The organism is Plantactinospora soyae (genome assembly GCF_014874095.1).
Classification (GTDB): Bacteria; Actinomycetota; Actinomycetes; order Mycobacteriales; family Micromonosporaceae; genus Plantactinospora; species Plantactinospora soyae.
The window spans coordinates 8,780,048-8,806,463 of the sequence record NZ_JADBEB010000001.1 but is presented as its reverse complement, the minus strand read 5'-3'; the positions used below and the strand labels follow the sequence as shown (position 1 = coordinate 8,806,463).

Here is a 26,416-nt window from a genome sequence, read left to right as displayed (position 1 = left end):
GGTGGGACTGTTGTCCGACCGGGTGCGTCCCGTACTGTGCGCAAGTGCCGCTGTTGCTCCTCGATCTGGACAACACCCTGCTCGACCGGGCCGGTCCGTTCCGCACCTGGGCGCAGGGCTTCCTGGCCGAGATCGGAGCGCCGGAAAGCGACCTCGACTGGCTGCTGTCCGTGGACGCGGACGGCCTGACCAACCGATGGGACGTGGCCGACGCCATCCGGGACCGGTACGGGCTCCGGATTCCCTCCATCGACCTGGTCGAGGCGCTGCACGAGGGCGTGATGGAGTTCATCCGGCTCGACCCGCTGATCGCGTGCGCGTTACGGATCGCCGACGACGCCGGCTGGGTGCCGGTGGCGGTCACCAACGGGGCGGCCCGGCAGCAGGAGCTGAAGATCAGGAACACCGGTCTGGACCGCTATCTCGCGGACTGGGTGATCTCCGAGGAGGTCGGCGTCAGCAAGCCGAATCCGAGGATCTTCGCGCTCGCCGCCGAGCGGGCCCGGATGCGGCTGCGCGGCGCCTGGATGGTGGGTGACAGCCCCGAGGCCGACATCGGCGGCGCCGCGGCGGTCGGCCTGCCGAGCGTGTGGCTGCACCGGGGCCGTCGCTGGATGGAGCGCCGGTACGCCCCGACCAAGACCGTGGACGGGCTGATCGCGGCGGTCGCCACGGTGCTCGCCGCGTAACACCCGCCGGACACCGCCGGTGCGGTAATTCGGTTGACGGGCCGGTACGGCGGCGACGAACATTGCGCGCGTCGACGCGTACGCCGGTCGACGGAGGGGCCCTGCGAGGTCCCCGTTGTCGTGCAGATTCCCGGGCACCGCCCGGTCGAGTGGAAGGAGATCCCGGTGGCTGTCTTTGTGCTCCGCTTCCGCCTGCCTTCTTCCGTCTCGACCAAGGGAATTCCGCTGTGCCAACACGCGATGACGACGATTACCGCACCTCCGCCCGCCCTCGTGGCGGCCGTACCGCTCGCCGCTTCGACGACGACGAGCCGCGACTACTGAAACGAACGCGGCACGCCACGGCGACCGCCTTCGACACCAACGCCGACACCGACCGCCCGAACGACGGCGACCGCTGGTCGAGCTGGGACCAGGCGGTGCACGGGCCGGCGCCGCATCCCGACTGGCTGGTCACCGAGCTGGCCGCCACCGACACCGAGTTGGGCGTGCTCAAGACCGGCAAGGAAGCCGACGTGCACCTGGTTCGGCGCGGTGTGCCGGGCACCGACCGGAGCTGCCTGCTGGCGGCCAAGCGCTACCGCGATCCGGAGCACCGGCTCTTCCACCGGGACGCCGGCTACCTGGAGGGCCGTCGGGTACGCCGGTCCCGGGAGAACCGGGCGATGGAGGGGCGTACGGCGTTCGGCCGGCAGATGATCGCCGGTCAGTGGGCGGCGGCCGAGTTCGCCGCGTTGTCCCGGCTCTGGCAGGTGGGGTCCGAGTTCGGCAGCATCGCCGTGCCGTACCCGGTGCAGCTGCTCGGCACCGAACTGATGCTGGAGTTCGTCGGGGACCCGGTCGAGGGTCTGGCCGCCCCCCGGCTGGCCCAGCTCCGGCCCGATCCGGTGCCGCTCCGGCAGCTCTGGGACCAGCTCGTCGACGCGCTGGTCGTACTGGCCCGGGCGGGGCTGGCCCATGGTGACCTGTCGCCGTACAACCTGTTGGTGCACGACGGTCGGCTGGTGCTGATCGACCTGCCGCAGGTGGTGGACGTGGTGGCCAACCCGAGCGGACGGGAGTTCCTGACCCGGGACGTACGGGTGGTCGCCACCTGGTTCGTGGCGCGGGGCCTGCCCGCCGACCTGGTCGACCCGGGCGTGCTGACGGAGCAGTTGTTGCGGGAGGCGGGGATGCGCTGACGTGTCACCGGCGGCGGTCCACGCGGCCGCCGCCGGTCACTGGAGGTACTTCTCGACCTCGTTCACGCTGCGGTTGCCGGTGGTGTCCGGATCTCCGCCGGCCTCACGGGCGGCCCGGCGGCGGCGGAGCAGGTCCCAGCACTGGTCGAGGGACTCCTCAAGCTCCCGTAGCCGGGTCCGTTCCTCGTCGGTGGAGCCTTCGACCTGCTGGGCGTGACCGCGCAGCCGGTGCTCCTCGTCCACGAGTTCGGTGATCCGGCTCAGAATCGTGCTGTCGTCCATGCCCAGGATCCTGGCACAGTGCCGACCGTGCCGCCCACCTTCCGGGCAGCGGGTGCGGACCGGGGCGGTCCCCGGCCCCGCCGGTCCGGCCGAGGGACATAGACAGGATTCATTGACACGGGCCCGACCGGTTTCTATGGTGGCCATAGGAAAGCGCTTTCCAGCATCTTCCCCGCTTCCACCTCGGCAGCTCGAGCCGCCCTCCGGCGGAGTCGCTGCCGTGCTCTCCGTGCCACCGCACACCGCGCTCTGGTCGTCCCCGCCACCCGAAAGGCAGAAGCATCGTGACCGCACCGAGCAGCAGAGCCGGGACGGCCGTCCCGGGCAGTTCGCGCGGACGGGCCGCACCTCGATGGCGCCGGCCCGCCGCCGTGGCCCTGGCCGCCGCGGTGGCCGCCGCGTTGATCTACGGCACCGGTCCCGCTCAGGCCGCCACCCTGTTCACCGACACGTTCGAAGACGGCAACCACAACGGCTGGAGCAGCTCCGGCGGATCGTGGAGCGTGACCGCCGACGGCAGCCAGGTGCTGCGCCAGGCCAGCACCGGCGCCGACGCCCGGGTCCGCACCGGCCAGGCGAGCTGGACCGACTACACGGTCACCGCCCGGGTCAAGCCGGCCGGCTGGGGCGGTGCCGCCCGGTCCACCGGCGTCGCCGCCCGGGCCCAGGGCAGCGGCAACTACTACTACCTCGGGGTACGCAACGACAACCTGGCCGTGCTCGGCAAGGTCGCCGGCGGCGTCGACACCACCCTGGCCAGCGCCGCCCTGACCGTCGGCACCGGCACCTGGTACGCGCTCCGGTTGCAGGTCTCCGGCACCAGCCTGACCGGCCAGGTCGACAACGGCACCGTGCTCAGGGCCAGCGACGGTCAGTTCGGCACCGGACAGGTCGGCCTGTTCGGCCGGTACGCGGCGGCGCACTTCGACGACGTCGCCGTCGAAACCGCTCCCGGCGGCCCCAGCCCGACCACCCCACCGCCGAGCCCGACCACGCCGGCACCGACCACCACGCCGCCCGGCCCGACGCCGAGCACCCCCGGCCCCACCGGCCAGCCCGTACCGGCCGGCACCGCCGACGGCTTCGCCAGCGTCAACGGGCTCGGCCAGAACGGCACCACCGGCGGTGCCGGCGGACCGGTGGTGACGGTGAACAGCACGGCGGCCTTCCTCGACTACATCGCCCGACCCGGCCCGTACGTCATCCAGGTCGCCGGCACCATCACGCTGCCGACCGGCACCAGCGACGGCATGCACAACGTGACCTCGGACAAGACGATCGTGGGCGTCGGTGCCAACGCGACCCTCTCCGGGGGCGGCCTCAACATCGGCCTGCCGGTCGACGACGCCACCACCTCGCCCCCGGCGAACGCCGTACACAACGTGATCATCCGGAACCTGCACCTCACCGGGGCGACGGACGACCTGCTCAACGTCCAGATGTTCTCCCATCACATCTGGATCGACCACAACGAGTTCTCCAATGGGGACGACGGCGCCGTCGACATCAAGCGCGGCTCCGACTTCGTCACGGTCTCCTGGAACAACTTCCACGACCACGACAAGACGCTGCTGCTCTCGCACGACGAGGACGCCGGCGCGCAGGACATCGGCCGGTTGCGGGTGACGTACCACCACAACTACTTCAACGCCTCGGACCAGCGGCATCCCCGGGTACGGTTCTCCGCCCTCGCGCACGTCTACAACAACTACTACTTCGAGAACAGCTACGGGGTGGCCTCCACGTACGACGCCGCGGTGCTGGTCGAGAACAACTACTTCTTCAGCGTGAACAACCCGGGTCGGGTCGAGTTCAGCGGTGACCTGGGCCGGATCGTCGAGCGGGGCAACATCCTCGTCGACTGCAACCACCCGATCGAAACCCGAGGCACGGTGCCCGAACCGAGCGGCTTCTACAGCTACCGGTTGGACAACGCGGCCGACCTCCCGACCATCGTCCCGGCCGGTGCCGGGGTGGGAAAGCTGGGCTGACCGATGACCGGATCCTTCCCCGTACGCCACGGCACGCGTCGACGGCCACTCGTCGGCACGCTCTCCGGGGCGCTGGTGGTGGCGCTGACCGCCGTACTGGCCACCGGCAGCGGGCCGGCACAGGCGACGAACCCGTTCACCGACACCGTCTCCGGTGACAACTCCACCGGATGGAGCCCCTCCGGCGGATCCTCGGCAGTGGCGGCCGGCCAGCCGGACGGGTTCGCCAGCGTCAACGCGCTCGGCCAGAACGGCACCACCGGCGGTGTCGGCGGACCGACGGTCACTGCCACCAACGCGGACGACTTCCTGGAGTACATCGACACCGTCGGTCCAATGGTGATCCGGGTACAGGGGACCATCCAGATCAGCAGCAAGCAGGGCGTACGCCCGAACAAGACGATCATCGGCGTGGGGTCCAACGCGACGATCAACGGTGGCGGGCTGGACTTCTACCGGTCGTACAACGTGATCGTGCAGAACATCAACTTCACCAACGCCGAGGACGACGCGGTCAACGTCGGCCAGGAGTCCCACCACATCTGGATCGACCACAACCGGTTCACCGGCGCGGTGGACGGCTCGGTCGACATCGTCCGGGGCTCCGACTACGTGACGGTGTCCTGGAACCACTTCGACCACGCCGACAAGAGCATGCTGATCAGCCACTCCGACGGAGCCGCGTCCACCGACGTCGGGCACCTGAAGGTCAGCATCCACCACAACTTCTTCGACAACAGCCGGCAGCGGCATCCCCGGATCCGGTTCGGCGAACCGGTGCACGTCTACAACAACTACTTCCTGAACAACGAGCTGTACGGGGTGGCCTCGACGGAGAACGCCGGGGTGCTGGTCGAGGGGAACTATTTCGAGAACGTCCCGTTCCCGCTCATCTCCGCCAGTGGCTACGCCGACAGCGGGCCCGGCCGGGCGGTGCAGCGCAACAACATCTTCGTCAACTCCGGCGTACCGGAGACGGCCGGCTCGGTGGTCGAACCGCGCACGTACTACGCGTACCAGCTCGACTCCGCGGCCGGTGTGCCGGCCGCGGTCCGGGCCGGGGCCGGGATCGGGAGGATCGCCGGCTGAACGGATTCGTCGGCTGACCCGATCCCTTGGCTGACCCGGTCGATCGTTCGACCGGACAGCCCCGGGGCAGCCGAGGTGGGCGGTCGGGAGGTGGGTCTCGGCCGGCCGCCAGCGAGTGCCCCCGCGCGACGTCCGCGCGGGGGCACTCCGCGTGTTCGGGCACTGACGCCCGCTGCCATTTGGTCATTTCACTCCCGCCGGGTTGTCCATTTGATATGAACTACCAATCCTGGTGCCGATGCGCCCGTAGATCGGGCATTCTCGATACCAGGGAGAAGCCCTGTCCCCAGGGGACCAGACCCGGAACGGAAAGAGCCAGCATCATGGATCAAGCTATGTTGCCGCCATCGCTGCGGGAGGCCGTCACGGTCACCACGGCCGGGGCTACCGGAGTGGCCCGGATGGTGATCCAGGGCCTGCTCGAGCTGGTCGACGACCGCGCCGCGGCGACCGAGGCGACGGAGTTCCTCACGGCTCGGCTGCCCGGCTACGCACCGATGTGGCACATCGCCAACGCAGTACGGTCCGCCGAGCCGGCCGAGGCGCTGCGCCGGATCCGGGCCGAACTGGACCACTCCGTCGAGAACACCGTGAAGGCGGCGGTCACCTGGGTCGGCGAGCGGGGTGAACCGGTCACCTTCGCGCCGAGCAGCTCGATCGTCGGCCAGGTGCTGGCCCAACTGCCGGCGGAGATCCGTACCGGCGAACCCCTGATCGCGCTGGCCGGCGCCGACGCGATCGGCCCGACCACGGTGCTCAACATCCGGGGCACCCGGGAGCTGGCGCGGCGGCTGCCGACCCTGGTCGTCACCACCGCGCTGAAACTGGTCCCGGCGCCGGTCTTTGACCGGCTCGGCGCGCCCGTGTTCGAGCACATCCCGCTGGCCAGTTTCGTCGGTGTGGTGCTCGACGGTGAGATCCTGACCCCCGGAGAGGTTGGCCGCCGAGCCGCGGAACTGCGTGAGTGATCCGCCATGGCCACCCCCAGCGCCCCGGAGATACCCGCGTTCCTGTCGAAGCTCCCCCGTAAGCGGTCCCTGTACGCGGCGGACACCTACTTCCGGGAGGGCTTCGAGGACCTTGCCGCGATCGGCGACGGCCGGGTCGAACAGTTCTGCCACGACCATGCGCTGCTGCTGCTGAAGCCGGACGCGGTGGTCGCCCGCCGGCTCGGCGCGGTGCTGCACTGGGTGCTGGCGTACGGGTTCACCATCGTCTGGGCGGCGACGGTGACCATCGACCGGCACGGCATCCGGGCACTGTGGCAGTACGGCCTGAACGCGGCCAGCCGGGACCGGCGGGATGCCGCCGACCTGTACGTCACGGCGTGCGAGTGCCTGCTGCTGCTCCTCGCCCTGCCCGACCGCACCGAGCCGGCGTCGCTGGTGCTCAGCACGGCCAAGGGGCCGGCCGACCCGGTCCGGTGCCGACCCGGACAGCTCCGCTACGACGTCGGCAGCTTCAACTATCAACTCAACCTGGTCCACGCCGCCGACGAGCCGGCCGACCTGCTGCGGGAACTGGCCGTGCTCTGCAACCACGAGACCCGGGCGGCCGTCTACCGGCGGAGCCTGGACCGCGGGCCGGGTCCGGCGTCGGACGGTCGATCGGAGGCGTTCGCCCTGGTCGACCAGTTGGAGGCGGTCACTCCCGAGGTCGACCTCGAACTGGACCAGACCCTGCGGGAGCTGGCGGCGGCGGCCGACTCCCGCCGGTACGGCGAATCGGCTGCGGCGGCCCGGGAGCTGTCGGCACTGATCGGCCGGGTACGGGGCCGGGGCTCGCGGGACTGGCGTGCGGTCGTACGGCTGGCCGAGTCCAGCGGTGTGCCGGTCAGCCGTTGGCAGCGGATCGTGCTCGCCACCCACCTGCTCGACCCGTACCTGCCCGGCACGACGAGCCTGCTCCCGGACTCGTCCAACGCCTAGATGCAAGGAAGGGCCCCTTCTTATCGTTTTCTGTAGAAGAAGGGCCCCTTCCTAACACCTCCGGGCCGGGTCGACCGCCTCGATCAGGCGATCGGCCCGGCCCGGTTCGGCCCAGCTCAATTCAGTTCAGTTCAGTTCAGCTCAGTTCAGCTCGCGAGCATCTTGCGGAGTACGTACCGCAGGATGCCGCCGTGCCGGTAGTAGTCGGCCTCACCGGGAGTGTCGATCCGGAGCACCGCGTCGAACTCGACCCCGGTGTCCGTGGTGACGCAGACGGTACGCGGGATCTGTCCCTCGTTGAGCGCGGTCACCCCGCTGATCGAGAACGTCTCGGTGCCGGTCAGCCCCAACGACTCCGCATCGGTGTCAGCCGGGTACTGGAGCGGAAGCACGCCCATGCCGATCAGGTTCGACCGGTGGATCCGCTCGTACGACTGGGCGATGACCGCCCGTACGCCGAGCAGCATGGTGCCCTTGGCCGCCCAGTCCCGCGACGATCCGGAGCCGTACTCCGCACCGGCCAGGATCACCAGCGGAATCCCCGCCTCCTGGTACGCCGTCGAGGCATCGTAGATCGAGGTCTGCTCGCCGGTCAGGTGGTTGACCGTGAACCCGCCCTCGGGAAGCACAGCACCCTCGGCCTGCCCGTTTCCGGGCAACCGCAGTTGATTCCGCAGCCGGATGTTGGCGAAGGTGCCCCGGATCATCACCTCGTGGTTGCCGCGCCGCGAGCCGTACGAGTTGAACTCGTGCCGGGGTACACCGTGGTCCGCCAGGTACTTTCCGGCCGGCGAGTCGGCCTTGATCGAGCCGGCCGGGGAGATGTGGTCGGTGGTCACCGAGTTCCCGAGCTTGGCCAGCACCCGGGCGCCGGAGATGTCCACGACCGGCGTCGGCTCCCGGTCCATTCCCTCGAAGTACGGGGGCTTCCGGACGTACGTCGAGTCGCCGGCCCAGGCGAAGGTGTCGCCCTCCGGGGTCTGCAGTGCCCGCCACTGCTCGTCCCCGGCGAAGACGTCGGCGTAGTCCTTGGTGAACATCTCGCTGCGCAGCGCGTGCGCGATGACCTCGTCGATCTCGGCGGCGTCCGGCCAGATGTCCCGGAGGTAGACCGGTTGTCCGTCGGCGCCGACGTCGATCGGCTCGTTGGCCAGGTCGATGTCCATGGTGCCGGCCAGCGCGTACGCCACCACCAGCGGCGGGGACGCCAGGTAGTTCATCTTGACGTCCGGGTTGATCCGGCCCTCGAAGTTGCGGTTGCCCGACAGCACCGAGACCACCGACAGGTCGTGCGAGTTGACGGCGCCGGAAACCTCCTCGGGAAGGGGACCGGAGTTGCCGATGCAGGTGGTGCAGCCGTAGCCGACCAGGTGGAAGCCGAGCTTCTCCAGGTACGGGGTGAGGCCGGCGCGCTCGTAGTAGTCCATTACGACCTTGGAGCCCGGGGCCAGGGTGGTCTTCACCCACGGCTTGCGGGACAGCCCCCGGTCGACGGCGTTCCGGGCCAGCAGCGCCGCGCCGATCATCACCTGCGGGTTGGAGGTGTTGGTGCAGGAGGTGATGGCGGCGATCACCACCGCACCGTGGTCCAGCTCGTACTCGACGCCGTCCTCGCTGGTGACCCGGACCGGGTTGCTGGCCCGACCCTTCGCCCCGGTGGCCGCCGAGACCAGATCGCGCGGCGCGTCGGCCGGGTCGCTGACCCCGTTGGCCGGCGGGTCGCTGGCCGGGAAGGACTCCTCGCTCGCCTCGTCGGCCGGGCCGTGCGCACCGTCGCCGCCGTCCCCGACGTAGTCGATCAGAGCGCCCCGGAACAGCGTCTTGGCGTTGCCCAGCGGCACCCGGTCCTGCGGGCGCTTCGGGCCGGCCAGCGACGGTTCGATGGTCGAAAGATCGAGTTCGAGCCGCTCGCTGTAGTCGGGCTCGGCGGCCGGGTCGTGCCACATGCCCTGTTCCTTGGCGTACGCCTCGACGAGCGCTACCTGCTGCTCGGCGCGTCCGGTCAGCCTCAGGTAGCGGATCGTCTCGGCGTCGATCGGGAAGATCGCGACGGTGGAGCCGTACTCGGGGGACATGTTGCCGATGGTGGCCCGGTTGGCCAGCGGCACGGCGCTCACGCCGGGGCCGTAGAACTCGACGAACTTGCCGACCACGCCGTGCTTGCGGAGCATCTCGGTGATGGTCAGCACCAGGTCGGTGGCGGTGGTGCCGGCCGGCGCCTCGCCGTGCAGCTTGAAGCCGACCACCCGGGGGATGAGCATGCTGACCGGCTGGCCGAGCATCGCCGCCTCGGCCTCGATGCCGCCGACGCCCCAGCCGAGCACACCCAGGCCGTTGACCATGGTGGTGTGCGAGTCGGTGCCGACCACGGTGTCCGGGTACGCCTGACCGTTCCGCTCCATGATCGTCCGGGCCAGGTACTCGATGTTGACCTGGTGCACGATCCCGGTGCCGGGCGGGACGACCTTGAACTCGTTGAACGCGGTCTGGCCCCAGCGCAGGAACTGGTAGCGCTCCTTGTTGCGGCCGTACTCCAGTTCGACGTTGCGGACGAAGGCGTCCTGCCGGCCGAACAGGTCGGCGATGACCGAGTGGTCGATGACCAGCTCGGCCGGGGCCAGCGGGTTGACCTTGGTGGGGTCGCCACCGAGGTCGCGGACCGCTTCGCGCATGGTGGCCAGGTCGACCACGCAGGGCACGCCGGTGAAGTCCTGCATCAGCACCCGGGCCGGGGTGAACTGGATCTCCACGCTCGGATCAGCGGCCGGGTCCCAGTCGCCCAACTGCCGGATGTGTTCGGCGGTGATGTTCGCGCCGTCCTCGGTGCGGAGCAGGTTCTCCAGCAGGATCTTCAGGCTGTACGGCAGGCGTTCGTGCCCGGCCACCGTGCTGATCTTGAAAATCTCGTAGCTCGCGTCTGCGACGCGTAGCTGGCTCTTCGCACCGAAGGTGTCGAGGCTCGCCACGTCGTACTCCTTCACGCTGTCTTCGTCCCGGCCGCGCTGTCCGGTCCGGCGGCTCGTCCGGCCTGCCTCCCGACCGGCGGGCGACCGGGCGTAGTCCTGAGCAGTCTTTCCTACCCAATACCTGGCCATCAGGCTCAGGTAACCCTTACCAATGTGCGGATTCAACAAAACCGTACGTCCGTCTTGCTAGAAACGCAAGCCCGTCCAGCATCCGGGACGGTGGCGTCGTCAGGACTCGACGACGCCGAAACCCTGCGCCCGGATCATCTCGTCGAGTTGGTAGAAGGTACGGCTGATGCCGTTGCGGGGAAACGAGATCGTGTACGGCTCGGCGGCCTGAGGGACGAAGTCGCAGCCCTCCTCGGCCAGCACCATCACCCGGTCGAAGCCGTGCCGCCCCTGGAAGAGTCCGACCTCGTGGACCACGTTCTGCCGGGCCAACCGCCGACCGTCGCCGGTGAAGTCCTCCGCGGTGAGTACGCAGATCGCGAACCCGCACCGTTCGAGGTAGTCGGCGAGGGCCTCGGTCACCTGGCGCCCGCCCCACGACCCGCTCTCGAACGAGTACACCGGAAGCTCGAACCGCTCCTCGATGAAGCGCTGGACAGCGAGCCACTCCGGATGGGCGCCGTGGGCGATGAAAACGCCGTTGGGCAGCCCGCCCGGGCGCCGCTCGCTGGCCAGCGAGCGGATGAAATCGCGGGTGACCTCGGCGAACTGGGCGTGGCCCGCGCTGCCCACGTGCCGCAGCTTGTGCCGGGCCAGCCGCATACCGAGCAGTGAACCCAGTTCGACCTGCAACCTGTCGCTGGTCAGTACGGCGAGCAGGCCCGCCGCGAAGACGTCGCCGGCTCCGGTGGCGTCCCTGATGTCCGCCGGCGCGACCTGCACCTGGGCGTAGAAGTCGCTGACCAGTTTGCCGGTCTCCTGGTGGTAGGACCAGATGCCGGTGGGCAGCTTGACCACCACCACACCGGTTCCGCCAGCGGTCCGGGCCACCAGCCGGGCCGCCACGGTCTCGTCGGACTCACCCGGGACGTGCCGGCCGAGTTCCCGGAATTCGCGGTAGTTGACCAGCAGGTAGTCGCTCAGTCCGAGCATCGCCTCGATCTCGTCGCTGGCCGCCGCGCTCCAGACGTGGCCCGGGTCGAAGCAGATCGCGGTGCCGCTGGCGACCTCCTTGACCGCCCGCAGCACCCTGAGCAGCCGGCCTGGTGTCCGGTCGTCCAGAAACGAGGTCACGTGCACCACCCGGGCCCCGGCCAGGTACCCCACCACCCGGTCGAACTCCCGGTCCAGGTGGTCGGCCAGGTATTCGTTGGCGCCGGCATGGGTGAGCAGGGTCCGGTCACCGTCCTCGGCCAGTGACAGGCAGATCCCGCAGAGGTGCTCGTTGTCCTGGAAGACGAACCGGTGGTCGATCCCGAGGGCTTCGAGTTGGGCGACGGTGGACAGGCCGATCACCGGCACCCGTCCGGCCACCCCGACGTAGCCGAGCCTGAGGCCGACCTGGGTCTGGGCGATCGCGAAGATCGCGTTGAACGCCGATCCGCCGAGGCTGAACGACGTACCGCCGAGCGAGGTCTCCGGCCGGGCGAAGCCGGCGGCCTCGATCGCGGCGTGGATCGTCTGGGCGTCCACCGCCCGTTCCGTACCCGGCTCCACCGGTGGTCCGGTCCGTTCGACAAGTCGGGAGAGGCGGTCGGTCAGCGGCCGGGGGGACGAGTCGGGCGTCGACGGCGGGGCGCTGACGAGATAGTCGAGGTTCAACGCCCCGACACCGACGACATCAAGGGCGAAACCCGCCAGGTCGGCACGGTTGTCAATGCGAATTGGAAAATCCGTCACGTCTGTCACCCCATCGCCGAATCAGGCCTTCGCGCCGCAACATCCGTTCCAGTTCGAGGAACGTGCTGGTGATCCGGCCGGGAGGAAAGTCCATCCGGATCAGGCCCGCGATGTTCGAGAACGTATCGCAGCCCTCTTCGGCCAGTATCGCGACTCGCCCGAAGCCGTAGTGACCCTGGAAGATACCGGCCTGGTGAACGATGTTCTGATCGGCCGGCGTCCGGCCACCGGGAGCGGTGTCCTTCGCATTGAGTAGACAGACCGCGAAGCTGCACCGGGCCAGGGTCCGGCGCATGAGATCCGCGAGGTTGTGCTCGTCGACGTCCGAGGATTTCAACTCGTACGTCGGCAGTCCGCAGTTCTGCTCGATGAAGCGACGTACGACTCTCCACTGCGGATGCTCGTCGTGCGCGATGAACACCCCGGGGGGCCCGGGACCGGAACCGCCCAGCCGCTCGGTCTTCTGGAGGAAGCCCTTGCTGAGATCGGGCGGCCTCGGCTGGTCGGCCGACGAGGTCCGGTGCGACATCTTGTGCCGGGCCAGGCTGAGTCCGACGAACGCGCCGAGTTCGATCTGGAGGCGCCGGGACGCCAGGGCGGAGAGCACACCCGCCGCGAAGACGTCGCCGGCGCCCGTGGCGTCCTCCAACTCGGTCTCCCGCACCGGCCGGTGCAACTGGAACCGCGACGTGAGCACTCCCGCGGACACGGCCCGGAACACCTCGATGAAGTCGTAGCGCTTCGTCACGAAGGCGGTGCATCCCGGACTGCACCGGTCCAGTGTCTTCCGGGCGATCAGATCGTCCGGCTCGCCGTACACGTACCGGCCGAGCGCCTTGAATTCGCGGTAGTTCACGAAGAGCAGATCGGTGAGGCGGAGAATTCCCTCGATCGCCGCGCTGGGATGTTCCGCCCAGTCGAATCCGGGGTCGAAACTGAGGCAGAGTTTCGGATTCAGTCGTTTCGCCATGGTCAGCACCTCAAGTACCTGCACCGGCGTCGCATCGTCCAGAAACGAGGTGACATGGACGTAGCGGGCCCCGGCCAGGTAGGCGGCCAACTCGTCGATGTTGTCCCGGATGTAACCGCACATCTCGAAATTCGCGCCGGGGTGGGTGAGCATGACCCGGTCGGTGTCGTCGATATAGGACAGGCACAGCCCGCTGAGCCGGTCCGGCCGTTCGCTGACCCAGCGATGATCGATCCGCAACTCCTCCATCTGGCTGAGGAAGGAGAGGCCGGGCGCCTCCACCCGGCCGACCACGCCCACGTAGCCGAGCCGGAGACTCACTCCCATCTGGGCCAGGGCGAAGATCGTGAGCCAGGCCGATCCACCAAGCGAGTAGCCGAGGGAAGCGACCCCGAGATGCTGGATCGCCTCGTTGATGACCTCTTCGTCGACCGGTCCCTCGCGATTCCACTCGAACCGCGCCACGGATTCGGTAATCCGCTCCGCCCTGCGTTGGGAGAGCCGCGACGCACTCGCGATGTAGTCGACGTTCAGCGCGCCGAAACCCACGATTTCGGGTACGCCGGAAGCGTCGCCGCCGACGCTCGTCCGCTCCGCCCCCGGTTGCGGCACCGCCATCTATCGATAATGTTGATTTGCTGTCTCACCCGCAACCACGGCTGGGGTGAGAGTACTTACTGCGAGGTATGGGATTTGTTCGGGCCGTCGATCTGCCGACCCTTCGTGGAAGTTGCACCGTCGGCGGCTTCGGCGTGCCGCTCCCGGAGCCGATCGCGGATCTGTTCCGGGGTGTACGCCCGCCGCCGTCGCTCGGCCCGGGCCAGCACCACCCCGGTGGCCGCGACCCCGACAAAGCTCGCCACACCGATTACCTTCCACCAGCGCATCCGCCTAGGGTAGTCGGGGGCCCGGGATGAGCGGGCGGACCTAGGTGGGGAAATGAGCGAGGAGAGCAGCGAACTCAGCCTCGACGAGGCGATCGAGCTGACCCGCACCGGCGACGTCTGGGTCTTTCGGGGCCGCAGCGTGCCGGATCGGGCGATCCAGTTCACCACGAACAGTCCGGTGAATCATGTCGGAATGTCTGTGGTCATCGAGGACCTGCCGCCGTTAATGTGGCACGCCGAGCTCGGCCGGTCATTGCCGGACATGTGGTCGGGCAACCACCACCGGGGCGTGCAACTGCACGACCTGCGGGACGCGGTCCGGGTCTGGGGAAACCGGTACGGCCAGCGCGGCTGGCTGCGGCAACTCGAACCACCGGCCGATCAGGAGATGGAGAACGGGGTGCTGCGTACCATCGCCCGCCTGGACGGAACGCCTTTTCCGTCCACCAGCCAACTCGCCTGGCGATGGTTGCGCGGGCGGGCACCCGCCGTCCGTCGTCGCCGACCGAGCGACAGCACGCTGGAGACGGCGTACTGCGCCGAGGTCGTCGCGGTGACCTACCAGGCGATGGGCCTGCTTCCGGCCGGACGCCGCCCGAGCTGGTACGACCCGGGACGGTTCTGGAGCGGCGACGACCTGGAACTCGCCGCCGGGGCACGGCTCGGTAGCGAGATCGCGGTCCGGATCCCGGCTCGGTGAACGCACCCGAACCCACCCGACCGCGGTTGCTCGCGTCGGCGCCGTGGATCGTCGTCCTGGCCGGTGTCCTGGTGATGACGGTGCTCTTCGTGCTCACCACCGGATACCTCTCCGCCGACCGGCGCTCCTCGGGCGCCCCCGAGCCGGTCTGGCCGTTCGTGCCGGGCACGACGACGTCGCCGTTGGTCTCCGCCGCCGGTCCGGTCAGTCCGAGCGCTTCCCCGCTCGGCGGGGACCGGTCGCCGGGACCCGACGCCCGGCCGTCGAGGGCGGCGACGTCACCGTCCCGGCTTACGCCGGCCCGGACGACCGCACCGGCGACCCGGCCGACCTCGGCCTCGCCGCCAGCGGTACCGGCGCCCAGGGCGGAACTGACCGGCCGGTACCGGGTACTGGCCGACTACCGCGACTCGTTCGTCGGTGAGGTGCTGGTCCGCAACGTCTCCGGAACGGCCGGGGTGTGGACGGTCGAGCTGCGGTTCCCGGACGAGATCGACGACCTGCGGTCGTACTGGGTCGAGGGGGCAGATCGGCCGACGTTGCAGCGCTCCGACGGGCGGTACATCTTCAAGGGCACCGCACTGGCCGGTGGCGCGTCCGCCCCGCTGCGGTTCCACTTCGAGCGGCGCGGCTACCGGGAGACCCCGACCAGTTGCGCGGTCAACGGTCGGGCCTGCGAGCTGCGGTGACCCGATGACGGAAAGCCGCGCGGCCGACCTGCCCTGACGGGGTCGCGTGGCCCGGCCGGCCCGGCATCCGGGTCAGGTCAGGTCAGGTCGGCTCGTCCGGAGCCCGGGTCGGCTCGTCCGGGGCCGGTGTGTCGGGCGCGTCCCCGTGCGCGGTGGTCGTCGTGCCGCCGGCCGCCAGCAGGACGTCGGCGGTCTGCCGGTGACCGGCGCGCAGCGCCCAGTCCAGTGGGGACAGGCCGGCGCCGTGGTCCTCCCGCAGGTTCGGTTCGGCGCCGTGACAGAGCAGTTCGCGTACGACGTCGGTGTGTCCCCAGGCCGCCGCGCCGGTCAACGGCGTGCCCTCCGCGCCGTGCCCACTCTCGGTGTCCGGTGCCGCGCCCGCGCCCAGCAGCAGTCGCACGATCGGGGCCCTGCCCTGCACCGAGGCCGTGTACAGCGGGGTCGTGCCGTCGGAGGTCGCCGCGTTCGGGTCCGCTCCGGCCCGCAGTAACGCGGTCACGGCGCGGGCGTCCTCCCGGAGCAGCGCCGCCGCCAGTCGCTTCGGAAGTCTCTTGCGGTGTCGAAGCTGCACGCCCTGAAGGGTAGGCCGATCGGCGCCGTCGTGGTGCCCGCAACTTGCGCAAGATGATGGATGGTGTGCGGCTGTGTTGCAAGGTCTTGCACAATCTTTCCGCAAGGGACTAGCGTGCGGGCGAATCAGCGACCAGAGGAAGGCCGTCGATGAAGCCGCTGCCCGTGCCGCGTACCGCCCTGCTCGCGCTGGTTCCACTGCTCGTGTTCGCGCTGGTCGGCGGGTCGGTGGTGGTACCCGATCCCCGGTCCGGCAACGGATCGGGCGCCGGCGTCGGAGCGGAGGCCGGGGTACTGGCCGCCGCCGGCGCCGCCCGGTGGCCGGCGGAGCCATCTGCCGACGCGCTGCTCCGGGCGGCCGACCCGGACCGGAACCGGGCCGAACAGTTCTACTTCGTCCTGCCGGACCGGTTCGCCAACGGTGACCCGGGCAACGACCGGGGCGGGCTGACCGGCGACCGGCTCAGCACCGGCCACGACCCGACCGACAAGGGCTTCTACCACGGCGGCGACCTGCGTGGCCTGCTGAACCGGCTGGACTACGTCCAGGGGCTCGGCACCACCGCGATCTGGCTGGCGCCGGTGTTCAAGAACCGCCCGGTGCAGGGCAGCGGAGCGGACGCCTCGGCCGGGTACCACGGCTACTGGATCACCGACTTCACCCAGGTCGACCCGCACTTCGGCAGCAACGACGAGCTGAAGAGGCTGGTCCGGGAGGCGCACCGCCGGGGCATCAAGATCTACCTCGACGTGATCGTCAACCACACCGCCGACGTGCTGAAGCACGCCGAGGGGGAGTACTCCTATCGGGACAAGGCGAGCACGCCGTACCGGGACGCGCAGGGGCGACCGTTCGAGGACCGGAACTACGCCGACGGCAGCCGGAGTTTTCCGCCGGTCGACGAGGCGTCCTTTCCGTACACCCCGACCTTCGGCAGTGAGGCGGACCGGCGGGTCAAGGTGCCGGCCTGGCTGAACGACCCGACGATGTACCACAACCGGGGCGACTCGACCTTCGTCGGGGAGAACAGCGAGTACGGCGACTTCTTCGGCCTGGACGACCTCTGGACCGAACGCCCCGAGGTGGTTGGTGGGATGACGAAGATCTTCGCCGACTGGATCACCGAACTCGGCGTCGACGGGTACCGGCTCGACACCGCCAAGCACGTCAACCTGGACTTCTGGCCACAGTTCAGCCAGGGCATCGACCGGGCCGCCCAGCGGGCCGGCAAGCCGGACTTCTTCATGTTCGGCGAGGTCTACGACAGCAACCCGGAGGTCGCCTCGACGTACGTCCGCCGGGGTGGACTGCCCGGCACCCTCGACTTCACGTTCCAGGACGCGGCCCGCGGTTACGTCGCGGCCGGCGGCTCGGCCCGGGCCCTGGCCGACGGCTTCGCCCGGGACGACCTCTACACCGCCCGGGACACCGACGCCGGCCGGCTGCCGACCTTCCTCGGCAACCACGACATGGGCCGGATCGGCTCGTTCATCGCCGGTGGCGGCACCGACCCCGCCACCCACCTGCGCCGGGACGTCCTCGCACACGAGCTGATGTTCCTCACCCGGGGGCAGCCGGTGGTCTACTCCGGCGACGAGCAGGGCTTCACCGGGCCGGGCGGTGACAAGGACGCCCGACAGGACATGTTCGCCTCCCGGACCGCCGACTATCTCGACGACGACCTGCTCGGCACCGACCGCAGCCATGCCGTCGACCAGTTCGACCCGACGCATCCGCTGTACCGCGCGATCGCCGACCTCGGCGCGCTGCGCAGGGCGCATCCGGCGCTGCGGGACGGCATCCAGGTCACCCGGTACGCCGCCGACGGGCCCGGCGTCTTCGCCGTCTCCCGGGCCGACCCGACCGACCGGATCGAGTACGTCGCCGCGGTCAACAACGCCACCACCGCGCAGACCGTCACCGTGGACACCTGGTCGGCCGGCGCCTCCTTCACCAGCGTCTACGGATCGACGGGCGCCAGCACGGCCGGCCCGGGCGGGAAGCTCACCCTGACCGTGCCGGCGCTGTCGGCGCTGGTGCTCCGGGCCGGCACGCCGATCGCCCGTCCGGCCGCCGCGCCGACGGTCCGAATCACCGAGCCGGCGCCGGACACCGCCGTACCCACCCGGGTCGGGGTGGTCGCCCAGGTGACCGGGGACCCGCTGGCCACCGTCGCCGTGGCGGCCCGGGTCGACGGCGGGAGCTGGACGCTGCTCGGCCAGGCCCGCAACCAGGGCTCGCCGGTGCCGTACCGGGTCTACCACGACCTGGCCGGGTTGCCGGCGGGGGCCAGGATCGAGTACAAGGCGGTGGTGCGGGACTCCGCTGGCCGTACCGCCACGACCAGGTCGACGGCGACCGTGGGCACCCCGCCCCGGGCCGCCGGCCGGGACTGGCTGGTCGTGCACTACCAGCGGCCGGCCGGTGGCTACCCCGACTGGCAGTTGCACGCCTGGGGGGACGTCGATCCGGCGTACCAGACGCCGTGGCCGACCGGGCAGCCGTTCGCCGGGGAGGACGCGTACGGCCGGTTCGCCTGGGTGAAACTGAAGCCGGGCGCCAGCAGCGTCGGCTTCCTGGTGGTGGACGCCGACGGCAACAAGGACGTGGCCGTCGACCGGACCGTCGACGTGAGCCGTACCGGAGAGGTCTGGCTCAAGCAGGGCGACCCGACGGTCTATCCGACCCGGGCGGCGGCGACCGGTGAACCCGACCCGCCGGCCGACGAGGGTACGGCGGTGCTGCACTACCGCCGGACCGACGGCAACTACGCCGGCTGGGGGCTGCACGTCTGGGACGGCGCCGCCGAGCCGACCGACTGGGCGGAACCGCTGCCGCCGGCCGGCCGGGACGAGTTCGGGGTCACCTTCCGGGTGCCGCTCGCCGCCGGGGCGACCGGGCTGAGCTACATCATCCACTCCGGCGACACGAAAGATCTTCCCGACGACCAGCGGCTCGACTTCGCCACCGCCGGACGGGAGGCCTGGCTGCTCGCCGCGACCCCGGGCCGGCTGCTGCCGGTGGCCGAGAACGCCGCCGCCGCCGACCTGGACATCACGAAGCAGCGGGCACACTGGCTCGACCGGTCCACCGTGGCCTGGCCACCGGGGCAGCCGACCGACGGCCGGCGGTACGACCTGGTCAGCGCCCCGGCCGGCGGGCTGGCGATCGTGGACGGCGAGCTGGTCGGGACGTACACCTCGATGCCGTTGCGGGCGCGGCGGAACGGGCTCACCGAGGCCCAGCGGGCGAAGTTCCCGCATCTGTGGCAGTACCACGCGCTCGGCCTGGACCCGCGCGACCAGGCCAGAGTGGCGACGGCGCTGCGCGGGCAGCTCGTGGTGACCGAACGGGACCACACCGGGGCGCTGATCGGCGCGACCGGAGTGCAGCTACCCGGCGTGCTCGACGACGTCTACGCGCCCGCCACCGCCGCCCGGCTCGGCCCGACCTTCGACCAGGGACGGCCGACGGTGTCGGTCTGGGCGCCGACGGCCCGGAGCGTCGCGCTGGAGCTGTTCGACGCACCGACGGCGGCGCCGAGGCAGGTCGCGATGCGCCGCGACGACCGGACCGGCGTCTGGTCGGTACGCGGTGAGCGAAGCTGGGTCGGCCGGTACTACCGGTACCGGGTGGACGCCTGGCAGCCGGCGGCCCAACGGATGGTCGCCGCCTCGGTGACCGATCCGTACTCGGTGGCGCTGGCGGTGAACTCCACGCACAGCCGGCTCGTCGACCTGACCGATCCCGCGTCCGCGCCGGCCGGCTGGGCGAAACTGGGCAAGCCGGCAGCGGTGCCGTCGACGCGTACCCAGATCCAGGAGGTCTCGGTCCGGGACTTCTCCATCGCGGACTCGTCGGTGCCGGCGGCCCGGCAGGGGACGTATCTCGCCTTCACCGACCCGGCCTCGACCGGGATGCGGCACCTGCGGTCGCTCGGCGCCGCCGGGGTCACCCACCTGCACCTGCTGCCGGCCTTCGACTTCGCCACCATCCCGGAACGCCGGTCCGACCAGGCCGTGCCGGCCTGCGACCTGGCGGCGCTGCCGCCGGACTCCGACCGGCAGCAGGAGTGCGTCGGCGCGGTCCGGGACACCGACGGCTACAACTGGGGGTACGACCCACTGCACTACACCGTGCCGGAGGGCGGGTACGCGGTCGACTCGGACCGGCGGACAGTCGAGTTCCGGCAGATGGTGGCCGGGGTCAACGCGGCCGGGCTGCGGGTGGTGCTCGACGTTGTCTACAACCACACCTCGGCGTCCGGCACCGATCCCAAGTCGGTGCTGGACCAGATCGTCCCCGGCTACTACCACCGGCTGCTCGACGACGGCACCGTGGCCAACTCGACCTGCTGCGCCAACACCGCCCCGGAACACGCCATGATGGGCAAACTGGTGGTCGACTCGCTGGTGACCTGGGCGAAGGCGTACAAGGTGGACGGGTTCCGGTTCGACCTGATGGGGCATCATCCGAAGGCCAACATCCTGGCGGTCCGGGCCGCACTGGACCGGCTGACGCCGGCTCGGGACGGAGTGGATGGCAAGTCGATCCTGCTCTACGGCGAGGGCTGGGACTTCGGCGAGGTGGCCGGCGACGTCCGGTTCACCCAGGCAACCCAGGCCAACATGGCCGGCACCGGGATCGGCACCTTCAACGACCGGCTCCGGGACGCGGTACGCGGCGGTGGCCCGTTCGACACCAACCCCCGGGTGCAGGGCTTCGGGTCGGGGCTGTTCACCGATCCGAACGGCGACCCGGTCAACGGAACGGCGGCCGAGCAGCGGGCCCGGCTGCTGCACCAGCAGGACCAGATCAAGGTGGGGCTGACCGGCAACCTGGCGGCGTACCGGTTCGTGGCGTCGTCCGGCGAGCCGGTCACCGGGGCCGACGTCGACTACAACGGCGCACCGGCCGGCTACACCGCCGCTCCCGGCGAGGCGGTCACGTACGTCGACGCGCACGACAACGAGATCCTGTACGACGCGTTGGCGTACAAGCTGCCGTCCGGTACGAGCGCGGCGGACCGGGCGCGGATGCAGGTGCTCTCGCTCGGCACGGCGGTACTGAGCCAGGGGACCGGGTTCGTGACCGCCGGCAGCGAACGGCTGCGGTCGAAGTCGCTGGACCGGAACTCGTACAACAGCGGGGACTGGTTCAACCAGATCCGCTGGGACTGCGCGTCCGGCAACGGGTTCGGGGCGGGGCTGCCGCCGGCCGCCGACAACTCCGACAAGTGGCCGTACGCCCGGCCGCTGCTGGCGGATCCGAAACTGGTGCCGGACTGCGCCGCGATCGACCTGACCGATGCGCGTTACCGGGAGCTGCTCCGGGTCCGGGCGTCGTCGCCGGTGTTCGGGCTGGCGGACGCCGCGCAGGTGCAGCGGCGGATGTCGTTCCCGCTGTCGGGGGTGAGGGAGACCCCGGGGGTGCTGACCATGCGGTTGGACGGGACCGGGATCGATTCGCGCTGGCGGTCGGTGACGGTGGTCTTCAACGCGACTCCGACGGCGGCGACCCAGACGGTTGCCGGGCTGCGCGGGGCGGACGTGGCACTGCATCCGGTGCTGCGCGAATCGGCCGATCCGGTGCTCCGGACCGCCTCCTTCGACCGGTCCACCGGTACCTTCACCGTCCCACCACGCAGCGTCGCCGTGTACGTCGAGGCACGCTGAGCTGTGCCGTCACTGCTACTCGGAAGGGCGTTTACTTCGCAACGTTACGGGCGGGTCAGCAGGCCGCGTTCGAGTGCCAGGACCACGGCGTGGGTACGGTCGCTGACGTCGAGTTTGGCAAAGATGCGCAGCAGGTGGGTCTTGACGGTGGCTTCCGCGATGAACAGTCGCCTGCCGATGTCGGCGTTGTTGAGGCCGTCGGCCACGCCGTTGAGGACGTCGATCTCGCGGGAGGTGAGGGTTACCGGTGTGGGTTGCCGCATGCGGGCGACGAGCCGTTGCGCGACCCGTGGGGCGAGCACGGTCTCGCCTCGGGAGGCGGAGTGGATGGCGTCGACGAGTTGGTCGCGGGTGGCGTCCTTGAGCAGGTAGCCGGTTGCCCCGGCTTCGACCGCGCGTTCGATGTCGGCGTCGGTGTCGTAGGTGGTCAGGATCAGCACCCGCGTCCGCGGCCGTACGGCGAGGATCTCGGCCGTGGCCGCCACGCCGTCGAGGAGGGGCATCCGCAGGTCGAGGAGCGCCACGTCGGGTTCGACGCGTTCGACGAGTTCGATGGCGGCGCGGCCGTTGCCGGCCTCGCCGACGATGTCGATGGTGGGTTCGGAGGCCAGTAGCGCCACGAGACCGGCCCGCATCACCGTATGGTCGTCGACCAGGATGATCCGGAGTGTGGCTTCCGTCATGTCACACCTGCCCGTTCGTCGGAAGCATGGCGAGGACGCGGGTGCCGTTGCCGACCGAACTGGTGACGGTGAGTTCGCCGCCGAGCTCGGCGAGGCGCTTGCGCATGCCGTCCAGGCCGAAGCCGTGGGAGTCGGCGACCACGAAGCCCTGTCCGTCGTCGGTGATTTCCAGTTCCGCCCGGTCCTGGTGCTGGGTGAGGACGACTCCGACGGTGGAGGCCGCGGCGTGCTTGCGGATGTTGGCCAGGGACTCCTGGGTGCAGCGCAGCAGCGCGATCCGGGTTGGCTGGTCGACGTCGATGTCGGGCAGGTCTGCCGTGACGGTCAGCCCGGTGTCTTCGGCGAACCGGTCCAGGGTCCGGCGCAGGGTGCGGGCCACGGAGCCGGCGGCCAGGCCGCTCTGTGGGGCGGAGCCGACGAGGATCCGGGCCTCGGCGAGGTTTTCGCGGGCGGTCTGCTCGATGGATTGCAGCTGTTGGGCGCTCTTGTCCGGACGGCTGCCGAGGCCGGCGCGGGCAGCCTCGGCGAGGACGATGATCGAGGCGAAGCCCTGCGCGAGGGTGTCGTGGATCTCCCGGGCGAGGCGTTCGCGTTCCTCTGCGGCGCCCTGGCGTTTCTGCGCCTCGGCCAGCCGCAGTTCGGTGGCCGTCAGGTCGGCGCGTAGTTGGGCGCGTTCGGCGGCCTGTCGCAGTCCCAGGGGCGTCAGCACGGTGATCAGGACGCTCGCGGCGTAGACGGCGAGCGAGGAGATGGTGTTGGTGGTGAGGACGTCGAGGGTCCAGCCCTGCCGGAGGACGCCACCGATCGTGATCGCCACGGCACCGAGGCCGCTGTAGACGATCGCGGACCGCGTGTTCCTGGCCAGGATGGTGAACTGGGGGAGCAGCACCGTGTACAGCACCCCGAACCCGTCGCGCAGGTAGGCGAGTCCGCCCAGCACGAGAACCAGCAGGCCCAGGTAGTGCTGCGGGGTCAGCACCGGATTGCCGGGGGACCTGCGCGTTGTCGCGTAGCAGAGGCCGAGCCCGACCATCAGCGCGAGCGACCCGTACCGCGCCGTGGCGGGAAGGTCTCCCACGACGGTGAGCAGGATCAGCAGAGCGAGCAGCGCCCAGGACAGGACGTCCCACCAGTGGAGCGTCCAGATCCAGAACGGGTCGCCGCGCCGTGGCCGTTGGATCATGATGTCAGCGTAGGGTCTGCGTCTGCGGCCGGGCATCCACGGCGGTGGCCTGCCCCGGTCGTGCCGGGCGCAGCGGCCACCAGGCCCTGTCGCCGAGAAGCAGCAGGATCGACGGCAGCACCATCATCCGGATGACCAGGGCGTCCAGCAGTACGGCCAACGCCAGGCAGAAGCCCATCTGCTTCATCTCGGTCAGGTGCAGGGCGACGAAGGCGCCGAACACCGTGACCATCACCACCGCGGCGCTGGTCACCACCTTCGCCGATCGGGCGATGCCGGCGAGTACCGCCTCCTGGGCCGTCATCCCGTTCTCCATCGCCTCCTTGATCCGGCTGACCACGAACACCTGGTAGTCCATCGACAGTCCGAACAGAATCACGACCAGGAACAGCGGCACCCGGGACGCGATCGCGCCGAGGGAGTCGAAGTTCAGGATGCCCTCCGCCCACGTTCCCTGGAAGACCACGACCAGCGCGCCGAGGGCGGCTGCGGCGGACAGCAGGTTGAGGAACACGCCGATCAGGCCGATGACCACCGACCGGAACGCCAGCACGGTCATCACGAAGGTCAGCAGCAGCAGCGCGCCAATGACCAGCGGTAGCTTGCTCTTCTCGTGCTGGACGTAGTCCTGGCCCCGGGCCACGTCACCGCTCACCGCCGCCTGTACGTCGGGCAGCGTGCCGAGGGTGGCCGGCAGATAGTTCTCGCGGACGTGGGCGAGCGATGCGATGGCCTCGTCGGTGGGCGCGGGGTGCGGGACGGCCAGCTCCAGCACGCTGATCCGGCCGTCGGCGGAGGTCCGCACCGCCGGCGCGGCGTTCTGGGCGAACAGCGGGTCCGCCTGGGCCTGCCGGCCCAGCTCCGCCAGTGCCCGTCGCACCTCGGGAGCGCGGTCCGGGGTGGATCGGGCGACGACCTCGTGCTTGACCAGCAACTCCGGGAAAGCGGAGTTCAGCCGGTCGTAGACCTGCATGGCCGGGATGTCGCGGGAGAAGGTGTCTCTGCTCGGGTCGACGAGCTTCATGCCGAGCGCGGGCGCCGCCAACCCGAGCATGACCAGCACAGATACGCACAGCGTGGCGGCGGGGTGCTTCCGTGCGGGCCGCAGCAGCGCGTCGAAGACCCGGCCGGTTTCGGGCTTCGCCGGCTTCGTACGGGCCGGCCTGCCCTGCCTCGCCCGGCGGGCGGCCTTCTTTCCGGCCCGGCGCTCGGCCCGCTGGCCGATCTTGACCAACAGCGCGGGAAGTACGGTCAGGGAGCTGATCACGGCAACCGACACGACCAGGATCGTGCCCGTGGCGAGGGAGGAGAAGATGACGTCCGTCGCCAGATACAGGGTGGCCGTGGAGACGATCACCGCGAGCCCGGAGACCACGATGGCCCGGCCCGCGGTCGCCGCCGCGAGTTCCACCAGGGCCTCGGAGCTGACCCGGCCGTCGGCGCGGGCCCGTTCCTCGCGCTCGCGCTTGAGGTAGAACAGGGTGTAGTCGACGCCGACCGCCAGGCCGATGAGCAGGATCATGTTGGTCCCGATTCCGGGGTCGGGAAGCAGGTGCGAGGCGACCATGGACAGCCCCAGGGCGGCCGCGATCGAGGAGAGCGCCAGCAGCAGCGGCACGCTGGCCATGACCACCGATCCGAAGACGGCCAGCAGGGCGACGATCGTGACCGGCAGCGTGATGCGCTCGGCCAGCGCGAGGTCCTCACCGCGCTGGTCGTTGACGCCCTTGCTGATCGAGGGTGAGCCGGTCTCCTCGATCACCAGGTCCGGGTGGCTGCCGGCTACCTGCGCCGTCTGATCCAGCAGCGGGACGACGTTCTCCCTGCCCGCCAACTCGGCACCGTCGAGGACCACGGAGACCCGCAGCACGGTGCCGTCCTGCGAGAGGATCGGGGCCGCCACGCTGTCGACCTCGGGCAGCGCCCGCATCCGGCCGGTGAGGTCCTCGGCCGCGGAACGGGCTGCGGCCATATCCAGCGGCCCGGACTCGGCGTAGATCATGATGTGTTCGGTGGGCTTGCGCTGCAGGCCGCCCTCGGTCGCCATCGCCTCGGCGCGACCGGCCTCACCGACCCAGAAGTCCTCCGTGGTGGCCGCGTTGCTGCCGACCGTGATGCCCACGCCGAGGCAGACAATGACGAAGATGAACCAACCGCCGATGGCCCGCCAGGGGTGCCGGGCGCTCCAACGCGCCACGCGTACAGGGGTGTTTCTCATGACTGAAATGCTGGTCGCCGGGTCCATCCCGCAGACAGCCTCGACCAGTGGAACCCCGCGTCCACCAGTCGATGGACAAGACGCTTAGGAGTCCTCCACGAGCAGGCAGCCTGTCCGGCCATCGGTGGCAAGGAAGGCGAGGGCCACCGGCGCGGCGCCGAGATTGAGGTGGAACGGCGTCCAGTTCGTCGCCAGGCGCAGCAGCGGGCGCCACGGCCCGCCCGCCGGCCAGTCGTGCTCGTGCAGCAGCAGCGCCGTTCCGCCGATCTTGTCGTGATCGAGGGCCTGGAAATAGCGGTCCCGTTGCGCGGGCGGCAGTGCCAGGTATTCGTCGGAGGACAGCGGCTCGGGATCCTCGCCACGGACCAGGTCGACCGTATACTCCGCGGCTGACCCGTCCTCGTGGTAGAGCGTCGGACCGCTGGTCAGTGGGCTGGTCGGTCCGGCGAAGGCGCCAGGCTGGACGACGACGGCGTTCTCGCCACCGTCGGGGAAGACTACGTCCGGGTCGAACTCCTCGGCGTCGCGCCCATGGTCGCCATGGGTGACGAAGACGTAGGCGAGCCGCCCCGGGCCGTCGCCGACGAGTTCGGGTTCCAGCGCGATCTGACCCAGGAAGCGCATCGGGGTGCCCCAGGCCACGCTGAGCGGCCACTGCGGCTGCCCGATCCAGCTGGGCTGACCGCCGAACTTGGTGATCGGCTCGGTCACCGGCGTCTCTGCGCGGTGGTAGTTTCCGATCCGCCACACGGCAACCATGGCGCCGACCGTAACAGGGAACCCGTACCCGATCAGGCCAACCTCTGTGGAGGGCGCCGGGCCGGTGGGATTACCGAAATCTGGTGCGATTGCCCCGATCTGAAAAA

The 26,416-nt window shown here is 70.2% G+C and carries 19 protein-coding genes; 9 read left to right on the top strand and 10 right to left on the bottom strand.

The features are described from left to right. The first annotated feature begins 44 nt into the window (after positions 1-44). Together H4W31_RS38300 and H4W31_RS38295 are read left to right on the top strand one after the other, a co-directional pair. Complete coding sequence (locus H4W31_RS38300) at positions 45-689, top strand: HAD family hydrolase (RefSeq protein ID WP_192771069.1); 645 nt, start codon at positions 45-47, stop codon at positions 687-689. Between the two features lie 227 nt (positions 690-916). Continuing rightward, positions 917-1,870 carry a serine protein kinase RIO gene (locus H4W31_RS38295; RefSeq protein WP_192771068.1) on the top strand — a complete coding sequence of 318 codons (954 nt, stop codon included), beginning with the start codon at positions 917-919 and terminating at the stop codon, positions 1,868-1,870. A 36-nt stretch (positions 1,871-1,906) separates the two neighbouring features. Here H4W31_RS38295 and H4W31_RS38290 read toward each other — a convergent pair whose 3' ends face one another. Beyond that, complete coding sequence (locus H4W31_RS38290; protein ID WP_192771067.1) at positions 1,907-2,152, bottom strand: DUF2630 family protein; 246 nt, start codon at positions 2,150-2,152, stop codon at positions 1,907-1,909. A 284-nt stretch (positions 2,153-2,436) separates the two neighbouring features. Between H4W31_RS38290 and H4W31_RS38285 the strand changes: the two genes are divergently transcribed. The 4 genes from H4W31_RS38285 to H4W31_RS38270 all read left to right on the top strand — a co-directional run bounded on the left by H4W31_RS38285 (position 2,437) and on the right by H4W31_RS38270 (position 7,160). Then, on the top strand, positions 2,437-4,143 hold the full coding sequence (locus tag H4W31_RS38285) for a pectate lyase family protein (protein ID WP_318783645.1): 1,707 nt from the start codon (positions 2,437-2,439) through the stop codon (positions 4,141-4,143). Positions 4,144-4,146: 3 nt separating this feature from the next. After that, positions 4,147-5,232: a pectate lyase family protein gene (locus H4W31_RS38280; RefSeq protein WP_192771066.1), complete on the top strand. Its 1,086-nt coding sequence runs from the start codon at positions 4,147-4,149 to the stop codon at positions 5,230-5,232. A gap of 335 nt (positions 5,233-5,567) precedes the next feature. Beyond that, positions 5,568-6,200 (top strand): hypothetical protein, encoded by a 633-nt coding sequence (locus H4W31_RS38275; protein WP_192771065.1) that lies wholly within the window; start codon positions 5,568-5,570, stop codon positions 6,198-6,200. Positions 6,201-6,206: 6 nt separating this feature from the next. Next, entirely contained in the window at positions 6,207-7,160 is a 954-nt protein-coding gene (locus H4W31_RS38270) for a nucleoside-diphosphate kinase (RefSeq protein ID WP_192771064.1), read from the top strand. Positions 7,161-7,306: 146 nt separating this feature from the next. On the opposite strand, the gene H4W31_RS38265 is transcribed toward H4W31_RS38270, so the two are convergent. From H4W31_RS38265 to H4W31_RS38250, 4 genes are all read right to left on the bottom strand, one after another. Next, a complete protein-coding gene (locus tag H4W31_RS38265) occupies positions 7,307-10,141 on the bottom strand; it encodes an aconitate hydratase (protein WP_192771063.1) in 2,835 nt (944 codons plus the stop codon). 213 nt (positions 10,142-10,354) lie between these two features. After that, complete coding sequence (locus tag H4W31_RS38260) at positions 10,355-11,974, bottom strand: PfkB family carbohydrate kinase (RefSeq protein WP_318783644.1); 1,620 nt, start codon at positions 11,972-11,974, stop codon at positions 10,355-10,357. Next, complete coding sequence (locus H4W31_RS38255) at positions 11,949-13,562, bottom strand: PfkB family carbohydrate kinase (RefSeq protein WP_225945901.1); 1,614 nt, start codon at positions 13,560-13,562, stop codon at positions 11,949-11,951. Before H4W31_RS38255 ends, H4W31_RS38260 begins: the two co-directional genes overlap by 26 nt. Before the next feature lie 56 nt (positions 13,563-13,618). Further along, positions 13,619-13,831: a hypothetical protein gene (locus H4W31_RS38250; RefSeq protein WP_192771062.1), complete on the bottom strand. Its 213-nt coding sequence runs from the start codon at positions 13,829-13,831 to the stop codon at positions 13,619-13,621. Positions 13,832-13,883: 52 nt separating this feature from the next. Here H4W31_RS38250 and H4W31_RS38245 point away from each other — a divergent pair, with 52 nt between their 5' ends. Together H4W31_RS38245 and H4W31_RS38240 are read left to right on the top strand one after the other, a co-directional pair. After that, entirely contained in the window at positions 13,884-14,531 is a 648-nt protein-coding gene (locus tag H4W31_RS38245) for a hypothetical protein (RefSeq protein WP_192771061.1), read from the top strand. After that, positions 14,528-15,220, top strand: a complete 693-nt coding sequence (locus H4W31_RS38240; RefSeq protein WP_192771060.1) for a hypothetical protein — start codon at positions 14,528-14,530, stop codon at positions 15,218-15,220. Before H4W31_RS38245 ends, H4W31_RS38240 begins: the two co-directional genes overlap by 4 nt. Positions 15,221-15,302: 82 nt before the next feature. Here the strand turns inward: H4W31_RS38240 and H4W31_RS38235 are convergent, their stop codons facing one another. Continuing rightward, positions 15,303-15,791, bottom strand: coding sequence for an ankyrin repeat domain-containing protein (locus H4W31_RS38235; protein WP_192771059.1), 489 nt, complete (start codon positions 15,789-15,791; stop codon positions 15,303-15,305). A 149-nt stretch (positions 15,792-15,940) separates the two neighbouring features. On the opposite strand from H4W31_RS38235, the gene pulA reads away from it, so the two are divergent. Then, entirely contained in the window at positions 15,941-21,466 is a 5,526-nt protein-coding gene (gene pulA, locus H4W31_RS38230; protein ID WP_192771058.1) for a pullulanase-type alpha-1,6-glucosidase, read from the top strand. Positions 21,467-21,510: 44 nt separating this feature from the next. On the opposite strand, the gene H4W31_RS38225 is transcribed toward pulA, so the two are convergent. From H4W31_RS38225 to H4W31_RS38210, 4 genes are all read right to left on the bottom strand, one after another. Continuing rightward, on the bottom strand, positions 21,511-22,149 hold the full coding sequence (locus H4W31_RS38225; protein WP_192771057.1) for a response regulator: 639 nt from the start codon (positions 22,147-22,149) through the stop codon (positions 21,511-21,513). Position 22,150: 1 nt separating this feature from the next. Continuing rightward, positions 22,151-23,332, bottom strand: a complete 1,182-nt coding sequence (locus tag H4W31_RS38220) for a sensor histidine kinase (RefSeq protein WP_192771056.1) — start codon at positions 23,330-23,332, stop codon at positions 22,151-22,153. A 4-nt stretch (positions 23,333-23,336) separates the two neighbouring features. After that, positions 23,337-25,550, bottom strand: a complete 2,214-nt coding sequence (locus tag H4W31_RS38215) for an MMPL family transporter (protein WP_192771055.1) — start codon at positions 25,548-25,550, stop codon at positions 23,337-23,339. Between the two features lie 84 nt (positions 25,551-25,634). After that, positions 25,635-26,309, bottom strand: coding sequence for a hypothetical protein (locus H4W31_RS38210; protein ID WP_192771054.1), 675 nt, complete (start codon positions 26,307-26,309; stop codon positions 25,635-25,637). Positions 26,310-26,416 lie beyond the last annotated feature (107 nt).

Bases quoted from the DNA above. Each gene is read 5' to 3' on its own strand.
- H4W31_RS38290 (WP_192771067.1), bottom strand. From the start codon at position 2,152: ATGGACGACAGCACGATTCTGAGCCGGATCACCGAACTCGTGGACGAG.
- H4W31_RS38280 (WP_192771066.1), top strand. From the start codon at position 4,147: ATGACCGGATCCTTCCCCGTACGCCACGGCACGCGTCGACGGCCACTC.
- H4W31_RS38275 (WP_192771065.1), top strand. From the start codon at position 5,568: ATGTTGCCGCCATCGCTGCGGGAGGCCGTCACGGTCACCACGGCCGGG.
- H4W31_RS38270 (WP_192771064.1), top strand. From the start codon at position 6,207: ATGGCCACCCCCAGCGCCCCGGAGATACCCGCGTTCCTGTCGAAGCTC.
- H4W31_RS38255 (WP_225945901.1), bottom strand. From the start codon at position 13,562: ATGGCGGTGCCGCAACCGGGGGCGGAGCGGACGAGCGTCGGCGGCGAC.
- H4W31_RS38250 (WP_192771062.1), bottom strand. From the start codon at position 13,831: ATGCGCTGGTGGAAGGTAATCGGTGTGGCGAGCTTTGTCGGGGTCGCG.
- H4W31_RS38245 (WP_192771061.1), top strand. From the start codon at position 13,884: ATGAGCGAGGAGAGCAGCGAACTCAGCCTCGACGAGGCGATCGAGCTG.
- pulA (WP_192771058.1), top strand. From the start codon at position 15,941: ATGAAGCCGCTGCCCGTGCCGCGTACCGCCCTGCTCGCGCTGGTTCCA.
- H4W31_RS38225 (WP_192771057.1), bottom strand. From the start codon at position 22,149: ATGACGGAAGCCACACTCCGGATCATCCTGGTCGACGACCATACGGTG.
- H4W31_RS38220 (WP_192771056.1), bottom strand. From the start codon at position 23,332: ATGATCCAACGGCCACGGCGCGGCGACCCGTTCTGGATCTGGACGCTC.
- H4W31_RS38215 (WP_192771055.1), bottom strand. From the start codon at position 25,550: ATGAGAAACACCCCTGTACGCGTGGCGCGTTGGAGCGCCCGGCACCCC.
- H4W31_RS38210 (WP_192771054.1), bottom strand. From the start codon at position 26,309: ATGGTTGCCGTGTGGCGGATCGGAAACTACCACCGCGCAGAGACGCCG.